This window comes from Salmonirosea aquatica, assembly GCF_009296315.1.
In the GTDB taxonomy this organism is placed as follows: Bacteria; Bacteroidota; Bacteroidia; order Cytophagales; family Spirosomataceae; genus Salmonirosea; species Salmonirosea aquatica.
This window is the reverse complement of the sequence record NZ_WHLY01000004.1, coordinates 59819-75547: the sequence shown is the minus strand read 5'-3', so window position 1 is coordinate 75547 and position 15729 is coordinate 59819. Positions and strand designations below refer to the sequence as shown.

Annotated in this window: 17 protein-coding genes; 3 read left to right on the top strand and 14 right to left on the bottom strand. The window is 47.8% G+C overall.

Translation table 11 applies throughout. The features are described 5' to 3' along the window. The 11 genes from GBK04_RS29030 to GBK04_RS28980 form a co-directional block, all read right to left on the bottom strand. Complete coding sequence (locus GBK04_RS29030; RefSeq protein WP_152766622.1) at window positions 1–2310, bottom strand: histidine kinase dimerization/phosphoacceptor domain -containing protein; 2310 nt, start codon at window positions 2308–2310, stop codon at window positions 1–3. Window positions 2311–2421: 111 nt separating this feature from the next. After that, window positions 2422–2991 (bottom strand): antibiotic biosynthesis monooxygenase, encoded by a 570-nt coding sequence (locus GBK04_RS29025; protein ID WP_152766620.1) that lies wholly within the window; start codon window positions 2989–2991, stop codon window positions 2422–2424. Window positions 2992–3001: 10 nt separating this feature from the next. Further along, complete coding sequence (locus GBK04_RS29020; protein ID WP_152766618.1) at window positions 3002–3946, bottom strand: DUF5996 family protein; 945 nt, start codon at window positions 3944–3946, stop codon at window positions 3002–3004. A gap of 29 nt (window positions 3947–3975) precedes the next feature. Next, a complete protein-coding gene (locus GBK04_RS29015; protein ID WP_152766616.1) occupies window positions 3976–4686 on the bottom strand; it encodes a pirin family protein in 711 nt (236 codons plus the stop codon). Between the two features lie 30 nt (window positions 4687–4716). Further along, window positions 4717–5688, bottom strand: coding sequence for a quinone oxidoreductase family protein (locus GBK04_RS29010; protein WP_152766614.1), 972 nt, complete (start codon window positions 5686–5688; stop codon window positions 4717–4719). 42 nt (window positions 5689–5730) lie between these two features. Continuing rightward, on the bottom strand, window positions 5731–6204 hold the full coding sequence (locus GBK04_RS29005; RefSeq protein ID WP_152766612.1) for a Dps family protein: 474 nt from the start codon (window positions 6202–6204) through the stop codon (window positions 5731–5733). A 26-nt stretch (window positions 6205–6230) separates the two neighbouring features. Next, window positions 6231–6851, bottom strand: a complete 621-nt coding sequence (locus GBK04_RS29000; RefSeq protein WP_152766610.1) for an alpha/beta hydrolase — start codon at window positions 6849–6851, stop codon at window positions 6231–6233. 42 nt (window positions 6852–6893) lie between these two features. Next, the gene (locus GBK04_RS28995) at window positions 6894–7193 is read right to left on the bottom strand and encodes a GNAT family N-acetyltransferase (protein ID WP_152766608.1); all 300 of its coding nucleotides are present in this window, start codon (window positions 7191–7193) and stop codon (window positions 6894–6896) included. An 11-nt stretch (window positions 7194–7204) separates the two neighbouring features. Continuing rightward, window positions 7205–8146: a ring-cleaving dioxygenase gene (locus GBK04_RS28990; protein ID WP_152766606.1), complete on the bottom strand. Its 942-nt coding sequence runs from the start codon at window positions 8144–8146 to the stop codon at window positions 7205–7207. 84 nt (window positions 8147–8230) lie between these two features. After that, the gene (locus GBK04_RS28985; protein ID WP_152766604.1) at window positions 8231–9052 is read right to left on the bottom strand and encodes an alpha/beta fold hydrolase; all 822 of its coding nucleotides are present in this window, start codon (window positions 9050–9052) and stop codon (window positions 8231–8233) included. A gap of 478 nt (window positions 9053–9530) precedes the next feature. Continuing rightward, window positions 9531–10208 carry a recombinase family protein gene (locus GBK04_RS28980; protein WP_373331519.1) on the bottom strand — a complete coding sequence of 226 codons (678 nt, stop codon included), beginning with the start codon at window positions 10206–10208 and terminating at the stop codon, window positions 9531–9533. Between the two features lie 265 nt (window positions 10209–10473). Here GBK04_RS28980 and GBK04_RS28975 point away from each other — a divergent pair, with 265 nt between their 5' ends. Then, window positions 10474–10701, top strand: a complete 228-nt coding sequence (locus GBK04_RS28975; RefSeq protein ID WP_152766602.1) for a type II toxin-antitoxin system Phd/YefM family antitoxin — start codon at window positions 10474–10476, stop codon at window positions 10699–10701. 934 nt (window positions 10702–11635) lie between these two features. Here GBK04_RS28975 and GBK04_RS28970 read toward each other — a convergent pair. Both GBK04_RS28970 and GBK04_RS28960 read right to left on the bottom strand, forming a co-directional pair. After that, on the bottom strand, window positions 11636–12001 hold the full coding sequence (locus tag GBK04_RS28970) for a VOC family protein (RefSeq protein ID WP_152766600.1): 366 nt from the start codon (window positions 11999–12001) through the stop codon (window positions 11636–11638). Window positions 12002–12686: 685 nt separating this feature from the next. Then, window positions 12687–13541 (bottom strand): CPBP family intramembrane glutamic endopeptidase, encoded by an 855-nt coding sequence (locus GBK04_RS28960; protein ID WP_152766598.1) that lies wholly within the window; start codon window positions 13539–13541, stop codon window positions 12687–12689. A 127-nt stretch (window positions 13542–13668) separates the two neighbouring features. On the opposite strand from GBK04_RS28960, the gene GBK04_RS28955 reads away from it, so the two are divergent. Beyond that, window positions 13669–13992 carry a winged helix-turn-helix transcriptional regulator gene (locus GBK04_RS28955; protein WP_152766596.1) on the top strand — a complete coding sequence of 108 codons (324 nt, stop codon included), beginning with the start codon at window positions 13669–13671 and terminating at the stop codon, window positions 13990–13992. 575 nt (window positions 13993–14567) lie between these two features. Continuing rightward, complete coding sequence (locus GBK04_RS31390; protein ID WP_373331518.1) at window positions 14568–14720, top strand: hypothetical protein; 153 nt, start codon at window positions 14568–14570, stop codon at window positions 14718–14720. Between the two features lie 82 nt (window positions 14721–14802). Here the strand turns inward: GBK04_RS31390 and GBK04_RS28950 are convergent, their stop codons facing one another. Then, window positions 14803–15720 (bottom strand): DUF4249 domain-containing protein, encoded by a 918-nt coding sequence (locus GBK04_RS28950; RefSeq protein ID WP_152766594.1) that lies wholly within the window; start codon window positions 15718–15720, stop codon window positions 14803–14805. Between the last annotated feature and the right edge of the window lie 9 nt (window positions 15721–15729).

Genomic DNA, 15729 nt, shown 5'->3' with positions numbered 1-15729 from the left:
CTATTCTATTTTTTGGTTGGGGCTAAAATTCAACCGTATACCTACCCCCGATTCTCGTTCAATGTGTAATTTTCCCCCGATCTGGCGGCTTAGCCCCTGGATCATCGTCAGCCCCAGGGTACTCGTTTCGTTTGGGTCGAACCCGGCTGGCAGGCCTACTCCGTTATCCTGGATAAGAAGCTGGCAAATATGTTCACCTTCTGACCTGAGGGTGATATAGATGACTCCAGGATTTTCCGCACTATACATCGGTTGGGGAAAAGCATATTTTAGCGAATTGGTTATAGCCTCGTTGATAATCAAACCAAGGGGTATCGCCAGGTTGACGTCGATCTGGAGAGGTACCACATTCAGAACCGTCTGAATGGATAGCTGGCAGTTAAATGATTCCAGCAGGTAGTTTACTACTTCGTTGATATATTCGGCCATATCGACCGTGGAAAGGTGATCGGACTGATACAGCTTCTGGTGAATAAGAGCCATCGCCTGGACTCGATTCTGGCTTTCCCGAATAGCGGCCAGCGCGGTAGTATCGTGGAGGTAGTCAGCCTGAGCATTCAACAGACTGGTAATGATCTGCAAATTGTTTTTTACCCGATGATGAATCTCTTTGAGCATCCATTCCTTCTCCGTCAGCATCTCCTGGAGCGATTGGTTTTTTTGGTTGATTTCGAGTTGTTTGGTTTCCAGCAATTGGTTGCTGCGTTGTTTGAGCCGATAGCGGTTGTAGCTTACTCCCAAAAGTCCCACCAGCAAAACCGCACCGATCAGCATCGCATTTCGCGTTGTTTCGGCCCGCTCAAGCGCCGATTGCTGGAGTTCACTTTGCTGGGTCAAAAGTGCGATGTTTTGCTCCTTCGCTCGGGTATCGTACTGAAACTGCAACTGAGTCAACTGTTTGCTTCTGGATTCGTTGAAGAGGGAATCGTTAAAGGTCTTATATAGGTCAAAATGACTAATGGCTGATAAGTAGTTTCCTTGGGCTGAATCTACCTTAAACAGCATAAAATGAATATCTCTCAACGTAGATAAGGCATTTTTCTCGGGGAGAATAGTCAGCGCTTTCGTTAAATAATAACCTGCTTCCTTGTATCGCTTTTGCTTGACATAAAACGTACCCAATTCCTGCCTGATTCGCAGTGACCCTTCAAAATCGAGCTTATTTTGCTCGTACCAGTACAGCGCTTCCTGATAGTAGCGTTCGGCCAGTCCGTACTTTTTCTGGGCATTGTAGCAGTACGCCAGATTCTGCGCTACACAACCTTTCTGAATAATCGTATTCGTCGGAATTTCTTTGACCAGATTTTGAAAAAAACGGAGCGCTTCCTCTGGTTTTTGTTGTGTTATGAGTTCCTTGGCAATGATACCCGCTGTATGGTACAAGGCAAAATTGGGTAGTCGCTCCTGACGCCAGGCTGCAAACGACTTCTCGTACCATTCGATCGCTTTCGGGTGATTACCAGCTATGTCATAGATCTGAGCGAGATCGCCATAAAAAGCCGCTGCCGAAACGGTGTCGGCCGTTCTTTTCATACTTTCTATACAAAGTAATCCATACCTTAAACCCTCATTCAAATTCCCTTTTTGTCGGCCAATCATGGATAGCAGATTGTAGGTGTAATGAAGTTTTGGGTAGTTTATCGCTTTGTAGCGACTGAGAACGTCTAGTAGTTCCGACTCGGCAAGTACCAGCTTACCCTCGTACAGATGCGTAACGGCAACTTCTTTTAGCGCATTGATTTCGTCTATCGGCCTGTGCAACGTCCGGTAAATTGCGGCTACCTGGCGAAAATTTGTGAGGACTCGGGCAGAGTCAGGAGCATAATTGCGTAGCCAGATGCCGAAACGGTAGCGTGCAATGGCTTCGCCCTCCTGATCACCTGAACGCTGGCAATCGGCAATCAAAGCCGCAAAACGAGATTGTCCGGTGGCTGTTTTGCCACCTTCCAGATCGGCGACAATCAGCAGGGTCTGAGTCTCATGCTGGCGAGTGACTAATTGCAGCGAGTCGCTCAGTTTTTTAGCCTGAACGAGGTACATCCGGCTACTGTCCAGGTCAACCTTGGATTCTCCGGGTTTATAAATGTGAAATTTACCTAATTCGAGTAAAATGGAAAGTCTTTTATCATCGGGTCGGCTGGTTTCTAACTCAGCGAGCAGACTATTTACCTGTTGCCGATTTATATTCTGTGCGCATACTTCCGGGGAGTGCATTCCCAAAGCGAACAACATGACCAGTAGCCGAAAGCCGTAAAAGGTCCGCCGTTTGTCTAACCGTCGACAAAGAAATTCACATGTACCTGACAGCATAGGCTATTTTTTAAAGGAAGCTTGAGTCCTTGGAAATTAGAAATCCAAACTACCCCTCAAATATACTTTAATAAGTACCTCGAGTGGGGTATCTGGATGGACTTCAAGTACTCACGATTTGTATAGCCAGCGGGCCACGAGCCGAACGTAGCGTGGCATAATGACAAACGTCATCAGGCCAACGATAATCAGGCTGGTGATGAATGCTTTAATCAACGGAATGGTCAGGAAGGGAAAGTACTTTATCAGCGGTGCGAGAAAGGGCGGAATCAGAAACGCCAATGGGAAAATAGCCGACAACGTAATCAAAAATTGCTTGTAACGAGGGGCGGCTGGCGGGTCCTGGGGCGGAGTAAACCAGAATTCCAGGCCCGTCTTGATATCAACCTTTTCGTCGTCATTCAAGATGGGGCGTACTTTGTCGATCAATCGCTTCCGCGTGTCGGATTCCAGCCATTGACGCAGATTGGCCTCTGAATCAAAATGCAACACAATCGTGTACTCATCGCTCATCCCATGCGGGCGAATAATGTTTACTCCCCGGTGGCCCGAGGCCGCCTGGGCTAACGGTACAATTTCCCGCAACCAGTTTTCATACGCTTGAACTTGCTGTTTATAAGGACGTTGGATAATAATGGTGGTAACGGCACTTTCGGCGTTAATTGAAATGCTGGAATCCATACTAGCTTATTTATGGGTATTCGTAGCTACTCAGGTCGCAATCCAATTCGGCCCGGTTCCAGTGGGCAGTCGACACGGCGGCATCGTAGGTAGTTTGCAGAAATGTCAGCAGTGCCTGCTCCGGCTCAGCCGACTGGCGCACTACCTCATAGGGCAGAATAAATTCTCCCATTTCGGGGTGAAAGTAAGCACCGGCCGGCTCGACCGGCTGCTGCCCAAAATCCGGTGGGGTAGGATAGCAGTAGGAATAAAACGCTGCCTCCGGAAATTGGGCGTTGCCGGGCCAGAAACCTGCCGAACTTACCTCGTGCGAGTAGGCTTCCTGCATGACCCGAGCCGACAGGTTGGGGGCTCCACCCGGATGGAGCGGTGCCCGGCGCCCCGAAAAGCGGGTAACCGCCAGATCAAAACTACCCCAGAAAAAGTGCACTGGACTGCATTTGCCGGTATAGCCCGCCCGAAACCGCACAAATACGGAGTACATACTCACAATGGCCTGCCAGAAGCGTTCGACCATTTCGGCATCGTAGGATTGGTGTACCTGGTCCTCGGCAAAGGGAATAGCAATGGGTAGTTCATTGGGCGCACCATGAATCGTGATATCAATTCCCAACTGCCGGAATGTGTCAAGTACTTCTGTGTAAAAATTGGCAACGGACCGAGGGTACAGGCCGATGTTGACCCGTTCGCCAGTACTGGTTTTGATCGCCAATTGGTGAGCCAGAAAGTCGAAATCAATTTGGAATAAACCCAGGTCATAGGGAATGCTGCCGGTCGTAAGCCCAGTTGGCGTTACATAAAGCGATACGTGCCAGGAATGATTGATCCAGGGAGTTTGCCGGAGCCGGATTTTGCCGACGATCTGTGTCCAGAGATGCAGGGTTTCAAGCGTTTGCCTCCACTCGGCGTAGGGCAGCGCGGGCCAGCGTTCCGTTGTAATCTCTTTTGTTGCCATAGGGTACTTGGTCAGAATGCTCAGCTAATTTAGTGATTGATGGGTACTTCCATCAGCAGAAAACGGGCGTCGGTCGTGCAGTCGATTGTCAGCTCACTGGTATCCCAGATACCCAGCCCATCACGCCGGTTGAGGGTTTGATCGCCCACGCACAAAGTACCCTCGATGGCAAACAGAAACAGGGCCATGTTGAGGGGCCGAAACGAATGTGTGACCGATTGGTCCGCGTCGAAGTATCCTAGCATCAAGCGGGCGTTCTGGTTGATCCAGCAGTGTGCCTGACCTTCTTCGTAACTGACAACGGTAGTCAGCTGATTTTTGCGCTTTTCGGCCGGAAAAGATCGCCGCTGGTAACGGGGAGAAATGTTTTGTTGCTTAGGCTCGATCCAGATTTGTAGGAAATTGACATCTTCATCGCCGACGTTGTACTCCTCGTGACGCAGGCCGCTACCGGCACTCATGATCTGAACCCAGTCTGCCTCTACAACTTCGCTATACCCCAAACTGTCTTTGTGGTTCATCTTTCCCTGCAACAGAATCGAGATGATTTCCATATTTACGTGTGAGTGGATACCAAAGCCACCCTCGGGTTTGACGTAGTCGTCGTTGAAGGTTCGTAGTAGCCCGAAACCCGCCCGCTCAGGGTCATAGTAGGACGAGAAACTAAACGTAAAGTTGCTAATTAGCCAGCCGATGTTTTTCTGGCCCCGCTGTTCAGCGGCAAAGATTTTTGTTTTCATAGTACTGTTGTTTTCAACTACATGTGCAAATTAGGAAATTTGAATGACCAGGCGCTGACCAGGCGCTATTTCCTCTTCCCAGGCCGCTGCCACGTCAGATAGAGGCCTGACTTCCGTTTCAAATTCCAGCTTCCCTGATGCCGCCAGCTTGAACAAATTGGGGAGAATTTCGGTGTTCATCTGCCGGAATGCCTCCGGCGACAGACTCCCCAGGCCCGACCCCAACAACTCGATTGCCGAACTACGCAGGCTGCCTGATGAAAGGCTGATGCTCTCGCCCGCCATGCTGCCTACGGTAACGATCCTGACCGGGTGGGAAAAATGACTGACGCTCGAACCCGTCAGCGTCTTTAACAGTACTTCCATCGGCCGCCCCCACAGATAATCGATCACCACATCAATGGGTGTGGCCGTATGCAAGGCTTTAAGCTGATGGCTAATCTGCTCGTCGTCCTGCCGCAGCGAAATAACCTCGTCGGCCCCCAGTGTTTTCAATTTTTCCAATGATTCCGTGTTCCTACCCGTAGCTATGATCCGACTTGCCCCGTAGAAGCGGGCCAGTTGCACGGCCAGACGCCCCGTAACCCCGGTAGCGCCATTGACGAGTACCACCATCCCGGCTTTGAGCCCGGCCCGGTGCAGCAGGGCTAGTGCCGCGCCCATAACGGCATTAGGCAGCGCGGCAGCCGTAGCATCGGAAAGCTCTTCGGGAATTGGTAGCGCACTGGCGGGCCAAATTAGGGCCTTTTCTGCGATCATCCCGGACAGGCCGGTGGTGTATACACGCCGACCGTCTTCCAGCAGGCCCACCCCATCTATCCCCACAACAACGGGTAGTTCCCGGTGACTGGCGTAATGCCTGCCACTGGCCCTGGCTTTGTCGAGGTTTTTTATTGCCGCCGCTTTCATGTGGATCAGCAGCTGACCTTTCTCGGGGATCGGGTCGGGAAAATCCTCGTAGCGGGGTACCTCTCCCAGTTGATGTAGTACGGCGGCTTTCATGGAAAGCGGGATTTTGTTTTGTAATGATAATCAACAGGAACTTTACTTCAAATGCGCGCGCAGCATCCAGGCAATTTTTTCGTGGGTTTCCATCAGGCCCGTCACGTAGTCGCTCGTACCGGCGTCGTGGTGAGCTTCCTGAAATTCACCGATGGTACCCCGGATAAACTCGATAATACTTTCGTGGTCGCTCAGTAGTTTGGCGGTCAGGCTCCGGCTATCGTTTCCGCCCCCATCCTGTTCAGTCAGGTGGGTGAGTTGCAGGAAATTTTTCAGAGTGGCCGGAGCGTAATGATCCAATTGTCGGATTCGTTCGGCTACGCCGTCGACGATCTCGGCCGACTGCTTGTACAGCTCTTCAAAATAGAGATGAACGGAATGGAAATCCATGCCTTCCAGATTCCAATGGGCGTTGAGCGTTTTGGTGTAAAGCACAAATTCATCGGCCAGTAGCTTTGCCAGATCATGCGCCACAATTTCGCGGTTTTCGGCGGATATGCCCAGGGTAGTTTTCATGAGGATAGAGAGAAAAGTTAGTTGTATTATGCTTTAAAAATGAGGGTATTGGCTAGGTCAATTTCATCCTGACTGATGGTATGCCCCCGATTTGGATATATTTTTTCCGTAACGGATGCCCCCAGGCTTTTCAGCAAAGCCGTCGAAGCCTGTACCCGTTCGACGGGCACGTGGAAGTCGGGGTCGCTGGTACCAATGAAAACAGGCGTACCCGCAAAATCCCCATGGTACTTTCCCGGATCGAGTTGATTGCCGATTAAGCCACCCGTGAAAGCCACAATCCCTCCGTAGCGATCCGCGTTCTGGGCCGCAAACTCCAGCGTCAGGCAGGCTCCCTGTGAGAAGCCCAGCAGATAGATACTTTTTCGGCTGATACCTTGCGCTTCCAGTTTTTGCAGCAGGCCGCCAAGCATCGCCAGGGCAGAGGATAAGGCCGGTTGGTTCTGGGCCTGTGGTGCCAGAAACGAGTATGGGTACCAACTGTGGCCAGTGGCTTGTGGCGCCAGCAGCGCAAAGTCATCCACATCGAGCTGCTGCGCCAGCGACAGAATATCCTGAGCATTGCCACCCCGCCCATGAAGCATCAGTAATACTTTTGTTGCCGTTGTGAGCGGTTGCCCTCCCGTGACGATACGTTCTGGATGCATGGTTGAAAGTGAGTTCTAGAAGTTAAATAACGGTGGCCTTTTTCAATTAGCTGATTCTGTCCATACATCGGCATACTGCTCAGGATGATGCCGAAACTGGGCATGAACGTACGCGCACAGGGGTACCACCTGAAGGTGTTGCGCGCGGGCGTAATCGACCACAGCTTTCAGTAACTGACTCGCGTTCCCCTTGCCCTCTTCCTCCGGTACGACCTCCGTGTGGTAGACGGTCAGTTTACCGTCATTGACACGGACAACCATTTCACCCAGTTCTGTCTTATCCTCGTACAGTTTGAACGCTCCTTTGCCATTCTGGTCCAGCTTTGTTTCAACGTTGGTCATATTCAAAGCAGTTATATGGTTTTCAGTACCGGGAGCGCCTTTTCTATGCGGCTTCGCGAGGCTTCATACTGTTTAGGTAGTTTGAGATGGCTCCCAAGTTCGGCCAGCGGCTCATCCACCGTAAATCCCGGGTTGTCGGTTGCAATCTCAAAGAGTACGCCCCCGGGTTCACGAAAATACAGTGAAAAAAAATAGTCGCGGTCGATCTTGGGAGTAATCTGTAATCCGCCGGACAGGATCTTTTCCCGGAATTCCATCTGAACGCTCTCGTTGGCTACCCGGAAAGCAACATGGTGATTTGTGCCACCGGCATTGCGCCCCGCCTGCCCGTCCGGTACTTCCAGCAGGTCGACAATCGCAGCCTCGGCCACGCTATCCGTCTGAAACCGGTAGCGATTCCCTTCCTGCCCCAGCAGCCGGTAGCCAAAAATGTCGGTGAGTACCTTCGCCGTAGCGTCTATTTTCTGTAATGTCAGGGTGACGCTGTGAAACCCCCGGGTAGCCATGTCCTGCTTCTCCTCTCCGGTTTCCCAGGCGGGACGGCCGTCGGCTTGCCTGGGTACCATCAGGGCAAATTCCAGACCGTCAGGATCCTTGAAGGGTAGGTAGTTTTCTCCGAATCGGTCCGCCTGTTCGCCCATTGTTACACCCGCTTCCCGGAATCGCTCCACCCAGTTTCCCAGACTATCCGCCGGAACCGAATATCCGATCTCGGTAGCCATACCGGTACCGTTGTGTCCCTGGCCAATGCCTTCCCAGGGAAAAAAGGTCAGGATTGTACCGGGGGTACCTTCTTCGTTCCCATAATAAAAATGGTAGGTAGTTGGATCATCGAAATTGACCGTCTTTTTAACCATGCGCAGCCCCAGCACTTGGGTATAGAAATCAACGTTACGCTGCGCGTTGTTGGCAATGGCCGTGATGTGGTGGAGGCCTAAAATTGATTGGTTCATAGGGAATATGATTTCGGGCGTATAGGTACCGCAAGCGCAGGTATGCACACAACCCCTCTGCCTTTGGAACGAGAGGTGAAGTGATTACGATTGGACAAAAGTCAGTAGGTCAGCATTGATCGTAGCAGCCTCGGTGGTAGGCATGCCATGCGGAAAGCCGGGGTACGTGATCAATTTCCCGTTTTTGAGAAGCTTGATCGCCTTATGGGCTGTAATCCCGATGGGAACGATCTGGTCGTCTTCTCCGTGCATGATCAGAACCGGCACGTCAATGTTTTTCAGGTCTTCCGTAAGATCTGTTTCCGAAAAGGCCTTGATACCGTGATAGTGGGCATTTATTCCCCCCATCATGCCCTGCCGCCACCAGTTATCCTGTACGCCCTGCATAGCGGTAGCCCCTGGACGGTTGAAGCCATAGAAAGCCGTGGTGAATTCGTTGAAATACTGCGGACGCCGGGTAGCGGTTCCTTCCCGAATCTCATCAAATACCGACATGGGCACACCGTCGGGGTTTGACTCGTTAGCGACCATGAGTGGGGTAATCGCACTGATCAGGACTGCTTTGGCCACCCGTCCATTGCCGTACTTAGCTACGTAACGTGTCACTTCCCCCCCTCCGGTAGAATGACCGATGTGAATCGCATCTTTCAAGTCCAGGAACTCGGCCAGTTGAGCGGCGTCTGATGCGTAGGTGTCGATATCGTGACCATCCGTCGTTTGGGTGGAGCGACCGTGACCCCGGCGATCGTGGGCCACTACCCGGTAACCCTGCAGCAGGAAAAATATCATCTGGGCATCCCAGTCGTCGCTGGACAACGGCCATCCGTGATGAAACACTAGGGGTTGTCCTGTTCCCCAATCCTTATAGTAAAGTTGGGTACCGTCTTTAATGGTTAGCGTCGGCATAATGTAGAGGTTTGTTGGTTTGTAATTTCGAAGGGCTCAATGCCCTTCGACTATCATTACAAAGTTGGTGAGAGCAGGGCTGCCGACCGCGGTATGAATCGAAGGAGATACGGTACGTTTAACGGTTTTTTACCGGCTTAGATCAATAATCCGTACGGAAAGACTAGAATACCGGGTTGCCTGTGCGGCAGTATAGAGGAGTTTCTTGTAAATTCTGAGGTACCTCTGTAGACTGTTGAGGTACATGCGGCCAAGGAGGACGACAAAGCGGCGCTCGTTTGCTTGGAAAAGTGATATTCTTAGGTAGGGTGCCCGCGAATCCAGGTAGGATTTGTTCGAGTGCGTCAAAAAGTGTGACGGTACGCCGCTACGGGGCAGTTTGAGGTCAAGCGGCAATGGGACGGGTTGCTCCGCACCTTGGCGAAAGCCCGGGTACCCTTGCCGGAAGCAGCCATACCACTCCTCCCGAATCCGTCCGTCAGACGAAGAGCGCCACCACGCGCTGCACCTGCACGGGCCGGAACTCCTTACCGCGCCTGGTGCGGAACCCGTAGTCATTCAGCGCGGCGGCGATGGCTGTCCAGCTCTGCCCCGCCTGCCGCATCGAATTGGCCAGGGCCGCCGCCCGGCGGTTGTTCTCGTCCGCGCGGGCGTTCTGCTGTCGCACTCCCCTCCCCTTCTCAATCGCCCCCGGCGTCAGGTTCTCCGGCCGACCCAGCACGAACCCCTGCTTCTTCTTCTCGGCCAGCGCCTTCTTGGTCCTTTCGGAGATCACCTCCCGCTCGTGCTGCGCCATGGTGGCCATGACCCCAATCGTCAGTGTGTTCGCCTCGGGCATGTCGGCGCACACGAACGGGGCGCCCGAGTCACGCAGCGTGAAGATGAAGGCCACGTTGCGCGTCAGCCGGTCGAGCTTGGCGATCAGCAGCACGGCTCCCTCGGACTTGCAGCGGGCGATGGCCCGCATCAGCTCGGGGCGGTCGTCGCGCTTGCCCGACTCGACGTCGGTGTACTCCGCCAGGATCTGCCCGCGGCCGCGGGTGAAGGACTCGACACCGGTGCGCTGGGCGCCCAGGCCCAAACCGGACGCGCCCTGGCGGAGCGTCGAGACGCGGTAGTAGGCGACGTACTTGGTCTGGTCGTTCTGGTGTTCCACGGGCGGTCTATTCTGATTTGTGGAGCAAGTTAGGCAAATTTTACATTATACAAACGTCCGTTCTTAAAATGTAAAACAGGTAAATTGCTTACACTTCTGTAAGGTTTGTAAGTTCGTTACTAATCATCATAATTTCAGTTTTGTTATTTTCATTTATTTCATGAGTTTATTATTATTCATCAGTTTCTGATTTAAAGAGTTTTCCTAGCTTCCATTATTTCAGTAAATTCATGCTTTCTTACGAAATAACTAAACTAACAAAAACATGGACACTGACGGAATAAACAGCGTGACCGCACAAGAGATGCGAAACCAACTCTCGGATCTGCTCAACCGCGCGTCTTACCTCAAGGAGCCGACCCTGGTCACCCGGCAGAATAAGGCAGTAGCCGTGCTGATTTCGGTCGAGGACTGGGAGCAGTACACCCGATTGAAAAAGGCGAGCGAAATACCGGATGCTGGAAGTGCCGACCATGCCGGAGGCGAAGGGTGAAAATGGGAAAAAATTTATAAAGGGAAAGGGAATAATAAGAATTTAGGGGGTATTCATTTGAGGTCAAGATTATCGGACGTAAAGAAATCGCAAATGTAATATAGAATGTGCCTCATTTTCCGCGTTGTTGAATTAACCAAAATAAAGAATCCGTAAGGTTCCTGGTTCGCACCCCCTTACACGGTTACACCACAAAAGCTTCATAGTAGCAGAAGCAAACAAGACCACATCACAGATCAGTTTTCCAAATCTCCTTAATGTACTGTTCAGAGTACAGCTAGATTTATTGTACCTCGAAACGAATAAATTAATTGAACCAAGAGTACATACAGGAAAACGGTACGTGGCTGACGTTGGCTGACGAATACTTTTCGTACAGTGGTACGCTGCTCGGTAGAAGTTCTATTGCTTGTTAGCCCGCTCCAGCGGCCCAGTTTACACCCACCTTTCGGGCGTCGTACCGATGTACATTTGGCGTGGCGCAGTAAAATTGGTAAACCGTTCCGGTGGACCCGTTTCACCAGAAGAAAATATATTTATAAAGCTATGGCACCCCTGTGCTTATTTAGATCTCAGCATTCAATTCACTGCCCTTCTTTTGTTTAATAAATCCATAATCATATTCATTTTGTATTAGGTTTGGATTTCGGAACAACATTCACGCACTTGCATTCGAAATTCTTTTGCACCTTATAATTATGTGTTACACGAATCTTGCAAAGTTCCCTTGCCTGTCCATTGTGCATAACCACTATGTAATCGCTTGCCAGATTGATCTAACCTTGAACCATTATTTCCCGAAAACTTGTAAATTTGCTTCGATAGTTGTACCAGGCTTTAATAAAGTCATTTCCCTATCGCTCAATGATTTTGAAAGAATAAATAACTGTAAATTATCGTCAGGTTTCATATTAAGTTAATTTCCAGGGTGGGTTTAGGGTGAGTTTAGCCTGTTTTCGCCTGCATAGTATAAAATTAAATGGTTTTCATCAAGGTCTTTCGTATGTGCTTCATGCCATAACCAATTTTTATAGTTAGGCAATTCTTCAAATTCAAATCCTTTACCTAAAAGCTCGTTCACATAATGGTCAAGATTGTCACACTTAAAATAGATGATTATTCCGTTTCCCATTGGAAGTTGGTCTACTTGGTATAGAGAAAATGTTGAATTTCCGGCCTGGCATTTAAATCTGGCATAGTGAGGCAGAGATTTTACGATGAATTTTAATCCTAGTTCCTGATAAAACAGAATGTACTTTTCCATATTTAATGACGGTATTGTAATTTGATTTAAATTCATTAATGATTAAATTGTTTTTCGTTTTAATAAAGCATGTCCTAAAATCGCAGCCAACGAACAGGGCTTGCCGCAGGTGTGAAAATAGAATTTCATCTGCCCGGAACTACTGTTAAAAAATAACTAAAAGTACAAGTTAAAAATCGAAGGCCCAAAGCAATCCGTCCGCCGAGACTGAAGCACAAAAGCGAACTTAAGTCGATGCTAACAATATCCCGCCACACTTGCAGCAAACCCCATGTTGGAGGCAGGCTTTTTGTTAGACCTATAAAATATTTATAAAAAATAATAGTTTCAAAAAAAATTGTCAACTCGCATAAGAGCGAAATATTTGTATATCAAAAAAGTTGCTCCTCTATTGATTTTGTTATTGCCGATTTTACTTAACCAGTATGTTCGGTTGTTTTAGATTCCATAATCATAATTAAACATTCCTTTTTAGAGGAAACTCTGTGATTTCTTCCTTTATTTACAACAAACAGGTCACCTTTTTTTAATTTTAAGTCTGGTTGCTTTTAAATTTCCAATAAAAGTATTCCTTTTGCAATGTAGAATAATTCATCTTCATGAATATGCCAAGGCACTTCTTGCCCTTTTATCTTTACAACTTTAATATACTGGTCATTTAATTCGCTTACAATCTTTGGTGAGAAATATTTTTCAAGGCTTACTAACGCATTTTTTTAATTCATCTTTCAAACAGTTTGCTTTTTACAATTTTACCCTCTCTTTTTGCTCGATAATAAAGTATGATTCCAATAAGCAATAAAAAAGACGCTGTAAAAATTGAACCCTCAATTCCAACAGCACCCCCTGTCAATAGTTCAGGGCCGTTGAATTTTGATTGAATGATATTGCCCATATCATCTATCCCTGTGAGATTTGAGCCATAAAAAGGCTGAGCAAAATTCCAACCTAAATGGAAGAAAAATGGTAGCCAAATTCTTTTAGTATAGATAAACATCATTCCCATGGTAAACCCCCAAATCAAATAATAAAAAAGACTAAATAAGTTGGAATTTGGATTATAAATGTGTTGCAATTCTACTAACATTGCAATGACAAGGGTTAAATTAGTTCCTAACCAATTTTCACAGACACGAACTATTAACCCTCTATGAAATAAGTCTTCAACTATGGCCGCAAACATTAAGAATGTGAAAAACTTTATTGAATAGTGAACTGTAGAAATACTAATAGCTCGATAATGCCCTAATAAGTATAAAATGAAAATAGATAAGGAAATTGTAAAAAAACCAAAGAAAAATCCTCCAAACATTTCTTTAAGTAAATATTTTATGGATAATTCTGTTATTTTTCTTTTATCATATAAACGGAATAAATAGTAATAAGCGGCTAATAAAATTATAAAAGAAAAACAGTGAATAATTGGGACGGCAATACTTTTATCTTGAATAATGCTATAAAAAAATGGTTTTAATACAAAGTTTTGAATTAAAACAAATAGAGAAAAACAGACCACAATTCCAATGATAATTTTTGTTATTGGAAAATAAAGCATTCTTTTGATAGTTGCATTCATAATTTATTTTATTTAAAATTTTTGCAATAAAAAGTATTTTATACCTTTGCAGCAAGTACATACAATAAAGTATGGTACATACTAAAAACATAGTAAAGCTGATTATCAATGGTTTAAACTTTCAAAAATGAAAAAAAATATTCAAAAGGCGTATTGTGCTGTTGATTACGCATTTCAAAGAATCGGCGGAAAATATAAAGGGCGGATTTTATGGGTATTAAGAGAAGGTTGTCTCAGGTATGGAGAGTTAAACAGAGCTGTGGTTGGGATAACTCCAAAAATGCTAACCCAAACACTTAAAGAATTGGAAGCTGATAAGCTGATTATTAGAAAAGTTTATTTAGAAGTTCCACCAAAAGTTGAATATTCACTTACCGATACAGGAATGGAATTAATCCCTTTTATCAGTCAAATGAGAAGTTGGGGAGAAAAACGAATGTCAGCAAGTTAAAGTTTTGAGTTCGTATGGTGTTGTCGTATGCTTGCCACCAACTCTGGTATACACCCAAGTTTTGCAGTACTTTTTGTTTTTATGCTATACTCTATTCATTTTTTTTATACTTTTAACAGGCTTTGTTGCATGGCTTGTGAAAGGCTAATTTTAATCTTGTTCCACTTAGGCAGAGCCTAACTAGAGTTTCACAAGTTTATATTTTTAGGAAAAACAGTCACTTATTAAATAATATTTTCAGGCCACCTAAAGTCGTTCCTGGATTATCAAGACCATGCAACAAAGCCCTTTTAACAGGGTACTTTTAAACAATACTGAAAAATCTCCCGCTAATCCCGATTTGTAATCGGTGTTGCATCTGCTTCGCGTTTTATTGATGGATGAATAAAGTCTTAAAGTAATTGCCCCAGCGGGGCCATCTGTTAATAGTTCAGGTGAATGCATTTTATCACCACCCCGGAGGGGTGTAAAGACTGGTTAATAAGGACATTTACTATTAACCGCCGACGCCTCTGGGGTGAAACTTAGGTACTTTATAAGTTAATTCACTCCTCTATAACGCGATCCGCGCATGAGTGCATTCGCGTTGCAAACCCGAGGAGATAGTATCCCAGCGGGAAACCGTCCCGATTACAAATCGGGACGTGCAGAAACAGATTATCATTGGCGTAATTTCCATCTGTTTGGCGAAGGCGCACGCTCCCAAAGCGGCGGGCTGGGTGGTGTAGAAGGCTTGTTCGCGACGCTGAGCAAACCGTTGGATTTCACCTTCCATTTTTGGCCCTTAGGTACTTTGGTATTCCCTAAAAACTACTCTTTCAACTTCGCCTTCTTCGGATTGATCACCGTTTCGGCGCGGCTGACGGCGGAGGTACCGAAGAAACCGAGGGCTTTTTTGCCGTTGGGGTTTTTGTTGGAAATATTAGTAGGAATATTGGCGGGAGGCACGGCGAAGATACCGCCATTACTGCTTTCCTGCCTGACCTGAAATAAGAAGTAGTACGTTTCGATACTGATGCTGTGCAATTCCACGCCCACCGTATCACCCGCAGAAAACAATTTATTGACGTTGATCGACTGCCGTAGAGGTTTAATAAATACCAGTCCGTCAGAAGGCGAGCCAGGGCTGAAAGAGGCGTCGAAGGCCAGCGAAATATCCTCTGGGTCGGTGCCGTAGAGTTTACCGCTTTTCAGGGGTTTGATCCAGTAGGTGTCGCTGAGGCCCACGAAGTCACGGGCGTAAAACTGAGCCAGGTAGCCATCTTTGGGTCCTTCGGGAGGATTGATCGGGAAACTTTCCTCTTCGTACACCAGCGAATCGATCTTTGGCACCCGCTTGATTTCGTTGGTGGCGGTGTATTCCTCGCCGCTGTGTTTGATTTGTAAAGCATACCTGCCCCCGATACGACCCAGGGCCACCGTGTCCGATTTGGGCGTCCACTTATAGGAGCCCTTGTTTTTTTCGTCTGTGAATATATACGCTATACCCTTGTCGTCAATTACCGATACCTCAGCCCCTAAGGCAGGTACGGCCGGACCATTGTTGAAATAAGCCGCCGATAGCGTCAGTTTTATCGTTTGTGGGCCGGGTTGGTTCGTGATCCAGCCATCCACGACGAGTTCGGTGGGACCGGTTTCGGTGTTGATGTCGATGGCATCCTCGCAGCTTGTCAGGGGAGCTGACACGGCGAACAGGCTCAGCAACAAATACATGGTACTTTTTTTCATGGCTATTTT